The sequence below is a fragment of the Streptomyces sp. NPDC040589 genome (assembly GCF_055594445.1).
In genome coordinates this window covers 114717-131227 of sequence record NZ_JBVIWP010000014.1, presented here as the reverse complement: position 1 = coordinate 131227, position 16511 = coordinate 114717, and the positions used below count along the sequence as shown (strand labels likewise).

At 72.1% G+C, this 16511-nt stretch carries 13 protein-coding genes and 1 riboswitch; of the genes, 3 read left to right on the top strand and 10 right to left on the bottom strand.

Translation table 11 applies throughout. From position 1 onward, the window contains the following. Window positions 1-6: 6 nt before the first annotated feature. Window positions 7-858, bottom strand: a complete 852-nt coding sequence (locus tag ACZ58V_RS38760; protein ID WP_471295951.1) for a sulfurtransferase — start codon at window positions 856-858, stop codon at window positions 7-9. Window positions 859-1110: 252 nt separating this feature from the next. On the opposite strand from ACZ58V_RS38760, the gene ACZ58V_RS38755 reads away from it, so the two are divergent. Beyond that, on the top strand, window positions 1111-1908 hold the full coding sequence (locus tag ACZ58V_RS38755) for a VOC family protein (protein ID WP_471295950.1): 798 nt from the start codon (window positions 1111-1113) through the stop codon (window positions 1906-1908). A gap of 16 nt (window positions 1909-1924) precedes the next feature. On the opposite strand, the gene ACZ58V_RS38750 is transcribed toward ACZ58V_RS38755, so the two are convergent. Genes ACZ58V_RS38750 through ACZ58V_RS38735 form a run of 4 tightly spaced genes read right to left on the bottom strand, consistent with a single transcriptional unit; the run spans window position 1925 to window position 7271 of the window. Beyond that, a complete protein-coding gene (locus ACZ58V_RS38750; RefSeq protein WP_471295949.1) occupies window positions 1925-2575 on the bottom strand; it encodes a thymidine kinase in 651 nt (216 codons plus the stop codon). A gap of 44 nt (window positions 2576-2619) precedes the next feature. Next, window positions 2620-3816 (bottom strand): alkaline phosphatase family protein, encoded by a 1197-nt coding sequence (locus ACZ58V_RS38745; RefSeq protein ID WP_471295948.1) that lies wholly within the window; start codon window positions 3814-3816, stop codon window positions 2620-2622. Further along, complete coding sequence (locus ACZ58V_RS38740; RefSeq protein WP_184589709.1) at window positions 3816-4403, bottom strand: DUF5998 family protein; 588 nt, start codon at window positions 4401-4403, stop codon at window positions 3816-3818. Before ACZ58V_RS38740 ends, ACZ58V_RS38745 begins: the two co-directional genes overlap by 1 nt. 51 nt (window positions 4404-4454) lie before the next feature. After that, window positions 4455-7271 (bottom strand): bifunctional acetate--CoA ligase family protein/GNAT family N-acetyltransferase, encoded by a 2817-nt coding sequence (locus ACZ58V_RS38735; protein WP_468192325.1) that lies wholly within the window; start codon window positions 7269-7271, stop codon window positions 4455-4457. 178 nt (window positions 7272-7449) lie between these two features. Between ACZ58V_RS38735 and ACZ58V_RS38730 the strand changes: the two genes are divergently transcribed. Next, window positions 7450-7731 (top strand): HPr family phosphocarrier protein, encoded by a 282-nt coding sequence (locus ACZ58V_RS38730; protein ID WP_184565564.1) that lies wholly within the window; start codon window positions 7450-7452, stop codon window positions 7729-7731. Window positions 7732-7878: 147 nt separating this feature from the next. Here ACZ58V_RS38730 and ACZ58V_RS38725 read toward each other — a convergent pair whose 3' ends face one another. The 4 genes from ACZ58V_RS38725 to ACZ58V_RS38710 form a co-directional block, all read right to left on the bottom strand. Then, a complete protein-coding gene (locus ACZ58V_RS38725) occupies window positions 7879-8574 on the bottom strand; it encodes a GntR family transcriptional regulator (protein WP_189721807.1) in 696 nt (231 codons plus the stop codon). Between the two features lie 192 nt (window positions 8575-8766). Then, window positions 8767-9552, bottom strand: coding sequence for a M23 family metallopeptidase (locus ACZ58V_RS38720; RefSeq protein WP_468192326.1), 786 nt, complete (start codon window positions 9550-9552; stop codon window positions 8767-8769). Between the two features lie 12 nt (window positions 9553-9564). After that, window positions 9565-9729, bottom strand: a riboswitch (cyclic di-AMP (ydaO/yuaA leader). A 203-nt stretch (window positions 9730-9932) separates the two neighbouring features. Further along, the gene (locus ACZ58V_RS38715; protein WP_471295945.1) at window positions 9933-11321 is read right to left on the bottom strand and encodes a M16 family metallopeptidase; all 1389 of its coding nucleotides are present in this window, start codon (window positions 11319-11321) and stop codon (window positions 9933-9935) included. Beyond that, the gene (locus tag ACZ58V_RS38710; protein WP_468192328.1) at window positions 11318-12694 is read right to left on the bottom strand and encodes a M16 family metallopeptidase; all 1377 of its coding nucleotides are present in this window, start codon (window positions 12692-12694) and stop codon (window positions 11318-11320) included. Before ACZ58V_RS38710 ends, ACZ58V_RS38715 begins: the two co-directional genes overlap by 4 nt. Before the next feature lie 250 nt (window positions 12695-12944). On the opposite strand from ACZ58V_RS38710, the gene ACZ58V_RS38705 reads away from it, so the two are divergent. Then, window positions 12945-15401 carry a DNA gyrase/topoisomerase IV subunit A gene (locus tag ACZ58V_RS38705; protein ID WP_471295943.1) on the top strand — a complete coding sequence of 819 codons (2457 nt, stop codon included), beginning with the start codon at window positions 12945-12947 and terminating at the stop codon, window positions 15399-15401. On the opposite strand, the gene ACZ58V_RS38700 is transcribed toward ACZ58V_RS38705, so the two are convergent. Continuing rightward, window positions 15398-16486, bottom strand: coding sequence for a CobW family GTP-binding protein (locus tag ACZ58V_RS38700; protein ID WP_468192331.1), 1089 nt, complete (start codon window positions 16484-16486; stop codon window positions 15398-15400). The two genes, ACZ58V_RS38705 and ACZ58V_RS38700, sit on opposite strands and share 4 nt — an antisense overlap. Between the last annotated feature and the right edge of the window lie 25 nt (window positions 16487-16511).

Below are 16511 nucleotides of genomic sequence, written 5' to 3'. Positions count from 1 at the left end.
GCCGGCCTACTGGGGATCCGGCCCCACCGCGACCGGCCGGTCCGGGTCCGAGGACCACTCCGACCACGACCCCACGTACAGCTCCGCCGGAATGCCCGCGACCGCCAGGGCCAGGACCTCATGGGCCGCTGACACCCCCGACCCGCAGTACACGCCGACCCGTGAACCTTCGGACACCCCGAGCCCCTTGAAGCGCTCCTGAAGCTCCCGCGCTGAGCGGTAACGCCCGTCCGCCCCCACGTTCTCGGTGGTGGGCGCCGACACCGCGCCCGGAATGTGCCCGGCCACCGGATCGATCGGCTCCACCTCGCCCCGGTACCGCTCCCCCGCCCGCGCGTCCAGCAGCACCCCGGACCGCGCCAACTCCGCGGCGGCGTCGGCGTCGAGTCGCCCCACCGCCCCTGGCTCGGGCACGAAGTCGCCCTCCGCCGGTGCGGGCACGGACTTCTCCAACGCCCCCTCCCAGGTCGGCAACCCGCCGTCGAGAACCCGCACGTCCGGGTGACCCGTCCAGCGCAGCATCCACCACGCCCGGGCGGCCGCCCAGCCCTGGCCGCCGTCGTAGACGACCACCGGCGTTCCGGACGACACGCCCGCCCGGCGCATCGCGGCGCCGAAGTGCGCGAGGTCGGGCAGTGGATGCCGGCCGCCCTCGCCCGGCGCGGAGGCCAACTCCCGGTCCAGGTCGACGAAGACGGCCCCGGGCAGGTGCCCGGTCTCATAGTCGGCCCGGCCGTCGTACGGCGGCTCACCCGCTGCCCTGGCCGCGGTGAGCTGCCAGCGGACATCGAGCAGGACCGGCGGGTTGGCGCCCGCCAGATCGTTGGCGAGGTCGGATGCGGAGATGATGGCGTTCATGGCCCCATCCTCGCGCACGGGGGTGGCCGAGCCGTCCGTGTCCGGCTACTCTGCTCGGCCGGACCGGGACGATCACGTGGCGTACGGGAACGAGCACATGCTGTACAGCTGAACGACACCTGCCGATAAGCGCGCCGCAAGGGACAGCGCCCCGCACATCGGGCATTCTCCCGGACACGGGTCGCCCCACAGGGCGGGCCCCACGAGGGCTGCGGAGAGCACGGCCACCGCGAGGCCGAGAAGAGAGTGACAATGACCGACGCACGGGGGTCCGCCGGCCCGAACGGCGAAACGCCCGCTCGGCACGCGCCCGGCACGCCCTGCTGGGTGAGCCTGATGGTGCACGGGCTGGCCGCGACCGAGGAGTTCTACGGGGCGCTGTTCGGCTGGGAGTTCCGGCCCGGTCCCCAGCAACTCGGCCCGTATGTGCGTGCGCTGCTGGACGGGCGCGAGGTCGCGGGCCTCGGCCAGCTGCCGCCCGACCGCCAGCTGCCCATCGCCTGGACGCCCTACTTCGCCTCCCGGAACGCGGACTTGACGGCCGAGACGGCGCGCAGCTGCGGCGGCACGATCGGCGTCGGGCCGCTCGACGCCTCCGACGCCGGCCGGCTCGCGATCGGCTCCGACCCTTCAGGCGCGGTCTTCGGCATCTGGCAGGCCGCCGAGCACCTCGGCACGGCCGTCTCCGGCGTCCCCGGGACGCCCGCCTGGAACGAGCTGCTGACCTTCGAGTCGGCGAGGGTCGCCAAGTTCTACCAGACGGTGTTCGGCTACGAGGAGGAGCCGGTGGTCTCCGCCGACTTCGACTACGTGACCCTGCTCCGCGGCGGCGAGCCCGTCGCCGGCATCCACGGCCTGGGGCAGGCCCTGCCGCGCGACCGGGGCCCGCACTGGGTGACGTACTTCCAGGTCGCCGACGTCGACGACACGCTGGACCATCTCGTCCACCTGGGCGGGCACGTCCTCAGGCCGGCCCACGACACCGCACACGGCCGGGTGGCGACCGTGGCGGATCCGGAGGGGGCGCGGTTCGACGTGCTGCAGCGCTGACGTACCGCTGGGGCGGTCAGGCGGACGACATCGGCAGCACGTCCGGTGACAGGGCCGCCGCACGGGCCGACGCCGCGGTCATCCGGCGACGGTGGTGGCGGCGGCACAGGACCTCGTAGCCGACCTCGTCGGCGGAGTGGGTGACATCGCCGACGACCACCTGGGCGCCTTCGACGACCATGGCGCCGCCTATGGTGCGGGCGTTGTGCGTGGCACGGGCGCCGCACCAGCACAGGGCCTCGACCTGGAGCACCTCGACCCGGTCGGCCAGTTCGACCAGCCGCTGGGAGCCGGGGAACAGCTTGGAGCGGAAGTCCGTCGTGATGCCGAAGGCGTAGACGTCGAGGCCCAGGTCGTCGACCACGCGCGCGAGTTGGTCGATCTGCTCCGGCCCGAGGAACTGCGCCTCGTCGGCGATCACGTAGTCCGCGCGGCCGCCCTGCGAGAGGTGGTCGACGAGATAGGCGTAGAGGTCCTGCCCGTCCTCGACCTCCACCGCGTCCGTGACCAGGCCCAGGCGCGAGGACAACTTGCCCTCGCCGGCGCGGTCGTCACGCGAGAAGATCATGCCCGCCAGGCCACGCGCCGAGCGGTTGTGCTCGATCTGGAGAGCCAGCGTCGACTTCCCGCAGTCCATCGTTCCGGAGAAGAACACCAGCTCGGGCATGGGAAGGTGAGCACCTTTCGGTGAAGCGGGGATGTGGCGGGACGTCAGGAGCGTACTTCGAGCAGGGGTACCAGCTGCTCGGCAGGGGTCATCGAACCGTGGTTGCCGACCATCGCCGACTCGTTCGGCTCCCGCTGGGAGGCGATGATCAGGACATCGTCCCGGGCGGCGGCGACCACGTCGCCGATACGGCCGTACACCCGCTCGTCGATCTTCGGGCCGAACCAGCCCGCCGCGATGGCCTCGTCGCGGGAGGCGACCCAGAACTGCTCCCCGAGCACCTCGCGCCAGCAGGTCAGGACGTCGTTGGCGGCACCGGGTACCGCGTAGACGTGACGGGCGCGGCCCTCGCCGCCGAGCAGGGCGACTCCGGCGCTCAGCTCCCAGTCCTCGTCGAAGTCGATGCGGTGCTCCTCGTCGAAGGGCACGTCGATCATGCCGTGGTCGGCGGTGACGTAGAGGGCGCTGCGGGAGGGCAGTTGCTCGGCGAGGCGCTGGACCAGGCGGTCGGCGTACATGAGCTGGCCGCGCCAGGCGTCGGAGTCGACGCCGAAGCGGTGGCCGGCGCCGTCGACCTCGGCGAAGTACGTGTACACCAGGGAGCGGTCGCCCGCGGCCAGTTGTTCGGCCGCCAGGTCGACGCGGTCCTCGCCGGACAGCCGCCCGAGGAACCTTCCGCCGCTGAGCGCGACCTTGGTCAGCGGGGTGTTCTCGAAGGTCGGGGACGACACCTGCGCGGCGTGCACGCCCGCCTCGTGCGCCAGCTGGAACACCGTCGGGTACGGCTGCCAGGGGCCGGGCGGGGCCCACGGCTGCCAGCGCAGCTGGTTCATCAGCTCGCCGGTGTCCGGGTTGCGCACGGTGTAGCCGGGCAGGCCGTGCGCGCCGGGCGGCAGGCCGGTGCCGACGGAGGCGAGGGAGGTCGCGGTGGTCGCCGGGTAGCCGGCGGTGAGCGGGCGTCCGGTGCCGCCGCGCGAGGTGGCGAGCAGGGACGTCATGAACGGGGCGTCCTCGGGGTGCGCCCTCAGCTGCTCCCAGCCGAGGCCGTCGATCAGGAACACGCAGTTCCGGTCGACGGGGGTCAGCTCGGAGATCGCGGCGCTCATCCCCGGCACGCCGAGGCCGGCGGCCAGGGTGGGCAGCAGGTCGGCGAGGGAGCCGCTGCCGTACTCGGGGACCGGTGCGGAGGCTACGGCGAGCGGTTCGGGGTGGTGGTCCCAGGCCGTGTCGGGCTGTGCCATCAGCGGGTGGTGTCCGCGGTCGCCTCGGAGAGGGCCTGCGCGAAGGCGAGTGCCTGGCGCACGGTCTCCGGTCCGTCCCCGGCCTCGCTGACGCGCAGGCTGAGGTCGTCCGCCGTCGAATTGCCGGTGTAGCCGTGGTCCGCCTCGCAGTTGGGGTCGCCGCAGGCGGCCGGCTCCAGGTCGATGCGGGAGACGGCGCCCCAGCCGATGGTGAGGACGACCTCGCGGGGCAGGGTGCCCGGCTTGTACGACTCCGGATTGGCGACGACCCGGCTGACCACGATCGACGAGATGCGGCCGATCTTCACGGACTCCGTCGACGTCGTGGCGTACGGCGTCGGGGAGGTGCTGTCGGCGGCCTGCTCGTCGGTGTGGCTGACGATGAAGCGGTTGTCGGTGAGGACGAGCACCGTCACATGCCGCCGCACCTCGTTCTGGTCGAACGTGGTCTCCTGATGGACCAGGTACGACCGCATGGGCTCGCCGCCCACGGCGGCCTCCACCGCCTCGGCCACGAGGGCCGGGTAGTAGCCGCTGCGCTCGATCGCCGCCCGCAGCCCCTGGGTCGTCGTACTGGTCTTGGCCATGACGCCCATCCTACGGGGGCCCACTGACTGCGAGGCACAGCTCGCCCCCTGTCAGTACGCGGGGAGGGTCCGCGGGCCGAGGTCGTCGCGGGCGGGCGGGGTCGCCAGGCGGACGGAGGCGCCCAGGACGCTCAGGCCGTGCGAGGCGACGACGACCGGCTCCAGAGTGACCGCGACGACCTCGGGGTGGTCGTCCACCAGCCGGGACACGCGCAGCAGCAACTCCTCCAGGGCTCGGGTGTCGGCCGGTGCGGAGCCGCGCCAGCCGAACAGCAGGGGTGCCGTGCGGATCGACCGCACCAGCGAGCCCGCCTCCCGGTCGGTGACCGGGATCAGCCGGTGTGCCGTGTCGCCGAGCAGCTGCGAGGCGGCGCCGGCGAGCCCGAAGGAGAGCACGGCTCCGGCCGCGGGGTCGATGACGGCCCGTACGACGACGTCGACGCCGCGCGGCGCCATCCGCTGCACCACGGGACGCAGCTCGTCCGGTGCGCCGAACAGTTCCGTCAACTCGGTGTACGAGCGGCGCAGTTGGTCCTCGTCCGCGAGGTCGAGGCGGACGCCGCCCAGGTCGGCGCGGTGGCGCAGATGCGGAGCGGTGGCCTTGAGGGCCACGGGGTAGCCGAGGGTGCGGGCGGCCTCGGCGGCGGCGTCGGGAGTCGGGGCGGGCAGGGCGCGGTGGACGTGGACGCCGTAGTGGCCGAGCAGGTCGCAGGTCTCTTCCGTGCCGAGCGTGAGTCCCTGCCCGCGCGCGAGCAGCCCGTCGATCAGCGCGGCGGCGCCCCTCTCGTCGATGTCCTCGTACTCGGGCACCTTGCCGGGGTCGGCGGCGTCGCGTCGCCACTGTGCGTAGGCGACGGCCTGGGCGAGGGCGCGGACGGCGCGCTCGGCGGCGGGGTAGGCGGGGATGAGGTGGGCGCCGTCGGGGGGCTCGACAGCTTGGGGTCGTTCCTCGGCGGCCGGCGCGGCGGTTTGCGGAGGAATGCCCGACTCCGCTTGCGGTGCCGTGCTCGCCGCCGCCGACAGGGCCTCCGCCAGGCCGCCGAGCTCCACGTGCACGACCAGGACGGGCTTGGCCGGGGTGGCCGCCGCTGCCGAGCGCAGGGCCTCGGCGAGGGCCGCGTCCGCGACCGAGACCTCCCCCACCGCCGGTATGGCCGTGACGACGACCGCGTCGCACCGGTCGTCGGCCAGTGCGCGCGAGAGGGCCGCGTGGAAATCCGCCGCGGAGGCGGCCGTGGTCAGGTCCTGCGGGGGATGCGGCCGCAGGCCCTCGGCGAGGCACGCGTCGTACGTGAGCAGGCCGAGCGACTCGGAGTTGCCGAGGATCGCCACCCGGGGCCCGGCCGGCAGGGGCTGGCGGGCGAGGAGCAGGCCCGCGTCCACCAGGTCGGTGATGGTGTCGACGCGGATGACGCCGGCCTGTCGCAGCAGGGCCGAGACGGTCTCGTGCGGCAGCCGGGTCGCCCGGACGGCATGCCCCTGGGGAGCGGCTCCGTGCCGCGCGCCCTGGACCACGACCAGCGGTTTCGCCGCGGCCGTCCGGCGGGCGAGGCGGGTGAACTTGCGGGGGTTGCCGATGGACTCCAGGTACATGAGGACGACATCGGTGTCAGGGTCCTCGTACCAGTACTGGAGTACGTCGTTTCCGGAGACGTCGGCCCGGTTGCCGGAGGAGACGAAGGTGGAGACACCGGTCACACCTGTGACGCCGCCGCCGCGGCGGTGCAGCCGGGACAGCAGGGCGATGCCGATGGCGCCGGACTGGGCGAACAGGCCGATCCGGCCCGGGCGGGGCGTCTCGGGGGCGAGGGAGGCGTTGAGCCGTACCCGCGGGGAGGTGTTGATGATGCCGAAGGCGTTCGGCCCGATGATCCGCATGCCGTACGTGCGCGCGTGCCGCACGAGTGCGCGCTGGCTCTCGCGCCCCTCCAGGCCGCTCTCGGCGTACCCGGCGGAGACCACGACGAGCCCCTGCACACCGTGCTCGCCGCATTCGGTGACGACCTCGGGGACGTACTCGGCCGGTACGGCGACGACCGCGAGGTCGACCGGCCCGTCGATGTCGCGCACCGAGCGGTGGGCGGGCACCCCGTCGAGCTCCTTCTGCTCCTCGGGGAGGGCCTTGTTCACGGCGTACAGGCGGCCGGTGAACCCGGCGTCGCGGATGTTGCCGAGGACGCTGCGGCCCACGCCGCCCGGTGTGCGCCCGGCGCCGATGACGGCGACCGAGCCGGGCGCGAGCAGCCGCTGCACGGACCGGGCCTCGGCGCGGTGTTCGCGCGCGTACTGCACGGCGAGGGAGCGGTCGGTGGGTTCGAGGTCGAACTCCAGACGGACCACGCCGTCCTCGAAGCTTCGCTTCTGGGTGTACCCGGCGTCCGTGAACACCTTGATCATCTTGTTGTTGGCGGGCAGGACCTCGGCGGCGAAGCGGCGGATGCCGCGCTCCCGGGCGACGGCGCCGATGTGCTCCAGCAGGGCGGAGGCGACGCCGCGGCCCTGGTGGGCGTCCTGGACCAGGAAGGCGACCTCGGCCTCGTCGGCCGGTGCCGACGCGGGCGTTCCGTCCGCGCCGATCCGGTCGTAGCGTACGGTGGCGATGAACTCGCCGCCGACCGTGGCCGCGAGTCCCACCCGGTCCACAAAGTCGTGGTGCGTGAAGCGGTGGACGTCCTTGGCGGACAGGCGAGGGTACGGCGCGAAGAAGCGGTAGTACTTCGACTCGTCGGAGACCTGCTCGTAGAAGCTGACCAGACGATCGGCGTCATCAACGGTGATGGGCCGGATGCGCGCGGTACCACCGTCGCGCAGCACCACGTCGGCTTCCCAGTGGGCGGGATACTCGTGCCGGTCCGGCGAGGTCTGCATGGGCCCCAGAGTACGGCTAGCGTCCGACAGCGGACGCGAGGCAGTCTGTGGAGGGCGTCAGTCGGATCGAGGCCGCGATCCGACGGCACCCCGGGGCGGCCACCAGGACCGCTCCGGCACAACTTCACGCTATGGGAAACTGGTCTAGACAACCCTGAACACCGAAGGGCAGCAACACATGGCTGAGCGCCGCGTCAACGTCGGCTGGGCCGAGGGCCTCCACGCCCGCCCCGCTTCCATCTTCGTCCGAGCCGCCACGGCCGCAGGCGTCCCGGTGACGATCGCCAAGGCAGACGGCAACCCCGTCAACGCGGCCTCCATGCTGGCCGTCCTCGGCCTGGGCGCCCAGGGCGGCGAGGAGATCGTCCTCGCCTCCGACGCCGAGGGCGCCGACGTCGCCCTGGACCGGCTGGCCAAGCTGGTCTCCGAGGGGCTCGAGGAGCTCCCCGAGACCGTCTGAGTATTTCCCCGCGCCTGACCCGGCGCACCCTGAAGAGCTCGTCCGAATTCATCGGGCGAGCTCTTCGTCTTTCCGGTGAATTTCTTGTCGGCGGGCAGCAGAAATAATCCCCCGCGAATTACCCACTCTTTGTATACGGCTCCTGTGTTAATGCCGCAGGCTTGCCGTGTTTACGGCATGTTGCGAGTTCCTCACACGCTCGGCGCGCTCCCCGGCGGAGCCGAAACGCAGCCGGTGCGCGGCCGTCGCGCGCTCGGTGTGCAGCGCCGTGACCGCCCGCGCGCGCTCGCTGTCCCCGCGCGCCACCGCGTCCACGATCGCGCCGTGCTCGGCCCAGGACTCCACGGGTCCGGCCGGCGCCTCCACGGCGTACATCCAGGCGATCTTGTGCCGGAGCTGGGTGAGCATCGAGGTCAGCGCGGGGCTGCCGGAGGCCTGGGCGAGCGTCTCGTGGAACCAGCCACCCAGAGAGCGCAGGTCGTCGCTGTTGCCCCGGCGGGCGCGCTCCTGGCCGAGCCTGACCAGGCCGCGCAGCACCTTCAGATGGGCCTCGGTGCGGCGCTGGGCGGCGCGAGCGGCACCCAGCGGCTCCAGCAGCATGCGCATCTCCAGCAGGTCGGCGGCCTCCTGCTCGGTGGGTTCGGCGACGCACGCGCCCGCGTGCCGCCGGGTGACCACGAAGCCCTCGGCCTCCAGGGTGCGCAGGGCCTCCCGGACGGGGACGCGCGAGACGCCGTAGCGGCGCGCGAGGAGTTCCTCGGTGAGCCGGCTGCCGCGCTCGTAGACACCCGCGACGATGTCGTCCCGGATGGCCGTGCACACCGAGTGCGCGGGAATACGCATGACCGACCTCCCCTTAATCCCCGTGAAACGTCGACTGGCGACGTGTGTTCCGTGACTCTATTGCAATGAGCCGGAATTTCCGACGGCAGGCAGGAAATCAGGGATATTTTTTGGACAGTCGGCCGTGGCGAACGCCGAAAGCCCCGGCTCGGGGAGCCGGGGCTTTCGGGAAGAACAGTCGCCGTCAGATGTTCAGACGTTCACGCCGTGCGAGCGGAGGTAGGCGACGGGGTCGATGTCGGAGCCGTACTCGGGGCCGGTGCGGGCCTCGAAGTGCAGATGCGGGCCGGTGACGTTGCCGGTCGCGCCGGACAGGCCGATCTGCTGGCCCGGAGTGACCTTCTGGCCCACCGAGACGCTGCTGGACGACAGGTGGCCGTACTGGGTGTACGTCCCGTCGTTCATCTTGATCACGACCTGGTTGCCGTAGGAACCACCCCAGCCGGCCTCGACGACCTCACCCATGCCGACCGAATGGACGGCCGTGCCGCTGGAGGCGTGGAAGTCGACCCCGGTGTGGCTGCCGGAGGACCAGACGGCGCCGCCGGACTTGTAGCCGGTGGAGACGTACGAGCCGGAGATCGGGGACACGAAGGTGTTGAGGCGCTTGCGCTCGGCCTCGCGGGCGGCCCGCTCCTTGGCCTCGCGGGCCTCCTCGGCCCGCTCCTTGGCCTCCTTGGCCGCCTCGGCGGCGCGCTCGCGGGCGGCCTCCTCGGCCTTCTTCTTGGCGGCGGCCTCTTCGGCCGCCTGCTTCTGGGCGACGGCCTGGGCGTCGATCTTCTGGGCCACGGTGTCGCCCATGGTGACGACCGGGGTGAGGCCCGTCTGCTCGACAGCGGGCTCCGCGGCGAAGGCCGGGGCGGCCACGGTGCCGACGACACCGGTGGTGGCGAGGGCCGCGACACCCGCGGCGCGGGCCGTGCGGCGCTGGATCCGGCTGGGACGACGGTGCTTCCCGGTGGCGCGCGTGAACGCCATGTGGTGGCTGGTCCTTTCCTTCCCTCTCGCCTACCGGGTTAGCTGACGGGTTCGGAGCAGGAAGGTCTCCTACGGACCCCCTCGCGACTCGCGCGGGCGTCCGATTCACCCCAGGGACTACGGTGGGTCCCCGGCTCCCCTGGCTCGCGCCGTACGGGGACTCGGCGATGACTGTCCGGTGCCGCGGGTGCGGCGCACTGCCTGACGAACAGCCCGGACGACGCTAAGCGGCGCCACTTTCAATTCCCAAACGGATCCCGGCTTTTGTAGCGCATCCCACAGGGCAGACAGGCAACTCCCGCACCAATTCGGACATAAAGGAGCCCTGGTGCCTTAGAAGACAACCAGGGCCCCTACGCGCGCGTGGCGCTCGCCTCCCGCTACTCGGCGGCGACTACGGCGACTTCGCCGATGCCGAGGGCCTCCACGGGGCCCCTGATCTGCGCCGCGTCGCCGACGAGGACGGTCACCAGACGGTCCACCGGGAAGGCGCTGACGGCCGCCGCGGTGGCCTCCACGGTGCCGGTCGCGGCGAGCTGCCGGTACAGCGCGGCCTGGTAGTCGTCGGGCAGGTGCTGCTCGACCTGGTCGGCCAGCGTGCTCGCGACGGCCGCCGCCGTCTCGTACTTCAGCGGCGCCACGCCGACCAGGTTCTGCACGGCGACGTCCCGCTCGGCGTCGGTCAGCCCCTCGGCGGCGAGAGTGCGCAGCACCGTCCAGAGGTCCTCAAGGGCGGGGCCGGTGTTGGGAGTGTCCACGGAGCCGCTGATGGCGAGCATCGCGGCACCGGTCCCGTCCGGGGCGGACCTGAGGACCTGGGCGAACGCCCGCACGCCGTAGGTGTAGCCCTTCTCCTCGCGCAGGACGCGGTCCAGGCGGGAGGTGAGGGTGCCGCCGAGGCAGTACGTGCCGAGCACCTGGGCGGGCCAGACGCGGTCGTGCCGGTCCGAGCCGATCCGGCCGATCAGCAGCTGCGTCTGGACGGCGCCCGGGCGGTCCACGATGACGACCCGGCCCGTGTCGTCGGCGGTCACCGGCGGCACCGGCCGCGGCTCGGCCGAGGAGCCGGTCCAGGCGCCCAGCGTGTCGCCGAGCAGCGCGTCGAGGTCGATGCCGGTGAGGTCGCCGACGACCACGGCGGTGGCCGTCGCCGGGCGGACGTGCTTCTCGTAGTAGCCGCGTACGGCCGCGGAGTCGATCGCGGCGACCGTCTCCTCGGTGCCCTGCCGGGGCCTCGACATGCGCGAGCCCGCCGGGAACAGCTCCTTGGAGAGCTCCTTGGCGGCACGGCGGGCGGGGTTGGCCAGCTCGTGCGGGATCTCGTCCAGACGGTTGTTGACCAGCCGCTCGACCTCGCTGTCCGCGAACGCGGGCGCCCTGAGGGCGTCGGCGATCAGGCCGAGGCCCTTGGCGAGCCGGGAAGCGGGGACCTCCAGGCTCAGCCGGACGCCCGGATGGTCGGCGTGCGCGTCGAGCGTGGCGCCGGCGCGCTCCAGCTCGGCGGCGAACTCCTCGGCGGAGTGCTTGTCGGTGCCCTCGGAGAAGGCCCGCGCCATGATCGTGGCCACACCGTCGAGGCCGGCCGGCTCGGCGTCCAGGGGGGCGTCCAGCAGCACCTCCACGGCGACGACCTGCTGGCCGGGGCGGTGGCAGCGCAGCACCGTCAGGCCGTTGTCGAGCGTGCCGCGCTCGGGGGCCGGGAAGGCCCAGGGCTTGGCCTCGCCCGCCTGGGGCCGGGGGTGGAAGTCCATCGTGGCGAGCTCGGTCACTTGGCCGCCTCCTCATTCTCGTTCGTGGCCGCGGTGTCCTCGATGGTGTCGGCGTCCTCGCCGGCCTCGTCGGCGACGGGCTCGTAGACGAGCACCGCGCGGTTGTCGGGCCGCAGGCGGGCCTTGGCGACCTCCTGGACCTCCTCCGCCGTGACCTCCAGCACGCGCTGCACGGCGGTCAGGGCGAGCTGCGGGTCGCCGAACAGCACGGCGTACCGGCACAGTTCGTCGGCTCGGCCGGAGACCGTGCCGAGCCGGTCCAGCCACTCGCGCTCCAACTGGGCCTGGGCGCGCTCCATCTCCTCGGCCGTGGGGCCCTCCTCGGCGAACCGGGCGAGCTCCTCGTCGATGGCGGTCTCGATGACCGGCACCTCCACGTCACCGGACGTCTTCACGTCCAGCCACCCGAGGGAGGGCGCCCCGGCGAGCCGCAGCAGGCCGAAGCCGGCGGCCACGGCCGTACGGTCCCGCCGTACGAGGCGGTTGTAGAGCCGGGAGGACTCGCCGCCGCCGAGGACGGTGAGGGCCAGGTCGGCCGCGTCGCACGCGCGCGTGCCGTCGTGCGGCAGCCGGTAGGCGGCCATCAGGGCGCGCGCCGGGACCTCCTCCTCGACGACCTCGCGCAGCTGCTCGCCGATCGTCTCCGGCAGCGTGCCGTCCCGCGGCGCGGGCTTGCCGTCGTGTCCCGCGACGGAGCCGAAGTACTTCTCGATCCAGGCCAGGGTCTGCTCCGGGTCGATGTCGCCGACCACGGAGAGCACGGCGTTGTTCGGCGCGTAGTAGGTGCGGAAGAACGCCCGCGCGTCCTCCAGGGTCGCCGCGTCCAGGTCGGCCATCGAGCCGATCGGGGTGTGGTGGTAGGGGTGGCCCTCCGGGTAGGCGAGGGCGGTCAGCTTCTCGAAGGCGGTGCCGTAGGGGACGTTGTCGTAGCGCTGGCGGCGCTCGTTCTTGACGACGTCCCGCTGGTTCTCCATCGACTCGTCGTCGAGCGCGGACAGCAGCGAGCCCATGCGGTCGGCCTCCAGCCAGAGGGCGAGCTCCAGCTGGTGGGCGGGCATGGTCTCGAAATAGTTGGTGCGCTCGAAGCTGGTGGTGCCGTTCAGCGAGCCGCCCGCGCCCTGGACGAACTCGAAGTGGCCGTTGCCCTTCACCTGGGCGGAACCCTGGAACATCAGATGCTCGAAAAGGTGAGCCAGGCCGGTACGCCCCTTGACTTCGTGGCGCGAGCCGACGTCGTACCAGAGGCACACCGCCGCGACCGGGGTCAAGTGGTCCTCGGAGAGCACCACGCGCAGGCCGTTGGCCAGGCGGTGCTCGGTCGCTGTCAGGCCCCCGGAGCCTGCCTGGGCTGTGGCCGTGTGACCCATGGGCATGTACGTCCCTTCGATCGCGGTGCGGTCGTTCCGACCGCGGATTCCTGCCGGTCCTGCCACTGTATGCAAGCGCGCGAAGCGCTGGTGAAGTTCCCGGCGGCGTACGCGGAGAGCGAGAAACGGTGACCCGCCGTGCCGGTCCGGACGGCGCGGCAGACGTCAGAGACCGGGTCCTGGTCCCGGTTGTCAGTGCGGCGGTCCACAATGGTCGGCGTCAGATCCGGATCGCAGAGGCAAGGAGCCGGCAGCGATGGCCCGCCGCAGCACGAAGACCCCGCCGCCCGACGACTCGTACGAGGAGAGGATCCTCGACATCGACGTCGTCGACGAGATGCAGGGCTCCTTCCTCGAGTACGCCTACTCGGTCATCTACTCCCGCGCCCTGCCGGACGCACGCGACGGCCTCAAGCCGGTGCACCGCCGCATCGTCTACCAGATGAGCGAGATGGGCCTGCGCCCCGAGCGCGGGTACGTCAAGTGCGCCCGCGTCGTCGGCGAGGTGATGGGCAAGCTGCACCCGCACGGCGACGCGTCGATCTACGACGCCCTCGTGCGCATGGCCCAGCCCTTCTCGATGCGCGTCCCCCTGGTCGACGGCCACGGCAACTTCGGCTCGCTGGGCAACGACGACCCGCCGGCCGCCATGCGGTACACCGAGTGCCGGATGGCCGAGGCGACGAGCCTGATGACGGACTCCATCGACGAGGACACCGTCGACTTCAACCCCAACTACGACGGCCAGGAACAGGAGCCGGTGGCCCTGCCCGCCGCCTTCCCGAACCTCCTGGTCAACGGCGCCTCGGGCATCGCGGTCGGTATGGCCACGAACATGCCGCCGCACAATCTGCGCGAGGTCATCGCGGCCGCCCGCCACCTGATCCGGTACCCGAACGCGGATCTCGACGCCCTGATGAAGCACGTCCCGGGCCCCGACCTGCCCACCGGCGGCCGCATCGTCGGCCTGCCCGGCATCCGGGACGCGTACGAGACGGGCCGCGGCACGTTCAAGATGCGGGCGACCGTCACCGTGGAGACCGTGACGGCCCGCCGCAAGGGCCTCGTCGTCACCCAGCTGCCCTTCACGGTCGGCCCGGAGAAGGTGATCGCCAAGATCAAGGACCTGGTCGGCTCGAAGAAGCTCCAGGGCATCGCCGACGTCAAGGACCTCACCGACCGGCAGCACGGCCTGCGCCTGGTCATCGAGATCAAGAACGGCTTCGTGCCGGAGGCGGTCCTGGAACAGCTGTACAAGCTGACGCCGATGGAGGAGTCCTTCGGCATCAACAACGTGGCCCTGGTCGACGGCCAGCCGCTCACGCTGGGCCTCAAGGAGCTCCTGGAGGTCTACCTCGACCACCGCTTCACCGTCGTACGACGGCGTTCGGAGTTCCGCCGCGGCAAGAAGCGCGACCGGCTGCACCTGGTCGAGGGCCTGCTGACCGCCCTGCTGGACATCGACGAGGTCATCCGCCTCATCCGCTCCAGCGAGAACTCCGCGCAGGCGAAGCAGCGCCTGATGGAGCAGTTCTCGCTGAGCGAGGTGCAGACGCAGTACATCCTCGACACGCCGCTGCGCCGTCTGACCAAGTTCGACCGCATCGAGCTGGAGGCGGAGAAGGACCGGCTCACCGCGGAGATCGAGGAACTGACCCGGATCCTCGACTCGGACGCCGAGCTGCGCAAGCTGGTCTCCTCCGAACTGGCCACCGTCGCCAAGAAGTTCGGCACCGACCGGCGTACGGACCTGCTGGAGGCGGGCGGCACCCCGGTCGCGACCGTGCCGCTCCAGGTGGCCGACGACCCGTGCCGGGTGCTGCTGTCCTCGACGGGCCTGCTGGCCCGTACGGCGAACGGCGAGCCGTTCGCGGAGGACGCAGGCGCCGAGCGCGTGAAGCACGACGTGATCGTCTCGGCGGTGCCGGCCACCGCCCGTGGCGAGGTGGGCGCGGTCACCTCGACGGGACGGCTGCTGCGGCTCAACGTGATCGACCTGCCCCAGCTCCCGGAGTCGCTGTCGACGCCGAACCTCGCGGGGGGCGCCCCGCTGGCGGAGTTCGTCTCCCTGGAGGACGACGAGACGGTGGTCTGCCTGACGACCCTCGACGAGTCGTCGCCGGGCCTGGCGATCGGCACGGCACAGGGCGTCGTCAAGCGCGTGGTGCCGGACTATCCGTCCCACAAGGAAGAGCTCGAGGTGATCACCCTCAAGGAGGGCGACCGGATCGTCGGCGCGGTGGAACTGCGGACCGGCGACGAGGATCTGATCTTCATCTCCGACGACGCCCAGCTGCTGCGCTACCCGGCCGCGCAGGTCCGCGCCCAGGGCCGCGCGGCGGGCGGCATGGCGGGCATCAAGCTCACGGAGGGCGCGAAGGTCATCTCCTTCACGGCGGTGGATCCGGCAGCGGACGCCGTCGTCTTCACGGTCGCGGGCTCGCGCGGCACGCTGGACGACTCCGTCCAGACGACGGCCAAGCTGACCCCGTTCGACCAGTACCCGCGCAAGGGCCGCGCCACGGGTGGCGTCCGCTGCCAGCGGTTCCTGAAGGGCGAGGACTGCCTGTCCCTGGCCTGGGCGGGCCCGGTCCCGGCGCTCGCCGCGCAGAAGAACGGCACTCCGGTCGACCTCCCGGAGATCGACCCGCGGCGGGACGGCTCGGGCGTGTCCCTGGCCAAGACCGTGTGGGTGGTGGCGGGGCCGGTCTAGGCAGACTCCGGGGGTCCGGAGAGGCCCTGGCCAGGCTCCCCGAGATCCTCCTCGGTGCCCGGTACGTACCGCAGGACGCCCCACATGCCGTGCTCGTCGGCGTGTGGGGCCTCGCTCCGGCACGCGTCGAGCTGCTTGTCGAGGGCGGCGATGTCGATCCCGGAGCCGATGAGGACCAGCTGGGAGAGGGATTCGTCGCCGGCCGGCCAGGGCTCCGGGTAGAAGCGCAGGAACCGTCCGACGGCGTGGACGGCGTAGCGGTTCCGGACGTCGTGGGGCCCGAAGTCGACGTACCCCTTGATCCGGTACAGCCCCTCGGGCCGGCTGTCGAGGAACTGCATCAGCCGGCGTGGGTCGAGGGGCTCCCGGGAGACGAACGACAGGCTGTCGTACGCGCTGTGCAGATGCCCTGCATGGCCGTCCGCGCCGGTCTCGTGCAGGTCGTCGAAGGACAGCTGCCCGACGCGTTCCTCGCTCGGCCGGCAGTCGAAGAGGAACTCGGGGTCGATCCGGCCGTAGGTGGCCGGGACGACGGCCGCGCGGTCGACGAGGGACCGGACCAGCCCGAGGACCCGCTCGCCGTCCGCCGCCCGGTCGAGCTTGTTGACCACCACGAGGTCGGCCAGCGCGAGATGCCGGTCGATCTCGGGATGCCTGGTCCGGGTGTCGTCGAACTCGGCGGCGTCGACGACCTCGACGAGCCCGCCGTACACGATCCCCGGATCCTCGCTCGCGAGCACCATCCGCACGAGTTCCTGCGGCTCGGCGAGACCGCTGGCCTCGATGACGATGACGTCGATGCCGAGGGACGGCTCCGTGAGCCGCTCGAGGTAGAGATCCAGTTCACCGGCGTCGACGGCGCAGCACAGGCATCCGTTGCCGAGCGAGACGGTCGAATCGCCGAGCGCGCCCGCTACGGCCATCGCGTCGATCTCGATGGCCCCGAAATCATTGACGACCGCGCCGATCCGACTGCCTCCACTGCGGTGGAGGAGATGGTTGAGCAGCGTGGTCTTTCCGGATCCGAGGAATCCGGCCAGGATCACGACCGGGATCTGCCGCGGACTCGGGCTCGGCTGGCTCACCGTGCGACCTCTCTCACGCCGACGC

Excerpts from the sequence above, each read along its gene's own strand:
- ACZ58V_RS38760 (WP_471295951.1), bottom strand. The coding sequence starts at position 858 with ATGAACGCCATCATCTCCGCATCCGACCTCGCCAACGATCTGGCGGGC.
- ACZ58V_RS38755 (WP_471295950.1), top strand. The coding sequence starts at position 1,111 with ATGACCGACGCACGGGGGTCCGCCGGCCCGAACGGCGAAACGCCCGCT.
- ACZ58V_RS38750 (WP_471295949.1), bottom strand. The coding sequence starts at position 2,575 with ATGCCCGAGCTGGTGTTCTTCTCCGGAACGATGGACTGCGGGAAGTCG.
- ACZ58V_RS38745 (WP_471295948.1), bottom strand. The coding sequence starts at position 3,816 with ATGGCACAGCCCGACACGGCCTGGGACCACCACCCCGAACCGCTCGCC.
- ACZ58V_RS38740 (WP_184589709.1), bottom strand. The coding sequence starts at position 4,403 with ATGGCCAAGACCAGTACGACGACCCAGGGGCTGCGGGCGGCGATCGAG.
- ACZ58V_RS38735 (WP_468192325.1), bottom strand. The coding sequence starts at position 7,271 with ATGCAGACCTCGCCGGACCGGCACGAGTATCCCGCCCACTGGGAAGCC.
- ACZ58V_RS38730 (WP_184565564.1), top strand. The coding sequence starts at position 7,450 with ATGGCTGAGCGCCGCGTCAACGTCGGCTGGGCCGAGGGCCTCCACGCC.
- ACZ58V_RS38725 (WP_189721807.1), bottom strand. The coding sequence starts at position 8,574 with ATGCGTATTCCCGCGCACTCGGTGTGCACGGCCATCCGGGACGACATC.
- ACZ58V_RS38720 (WP_468192326.1), bottom strand. The coding sequence starts at position 9,552 with ATGGCGTTCACGCGCGCCACCGGGAAGCACCGTCGTCCCAGCCGGATC.
- ACZ58V_RS38710 (WP_468192328.1), bottom strand. The coding sequence starts at position 12,694 with ATGCCCATGGGTCACACGGCCACAGCCCAGGCAGGCTCCGGGGGCCTG.
- ACZ58V_RS38705 (WP_471295943.1), top strand. The coding sequence starts at position 12,945 with ATGGCCCGCCGCAGCACGAAGACCCCGCCGCCCGACGACTCGTACGAG.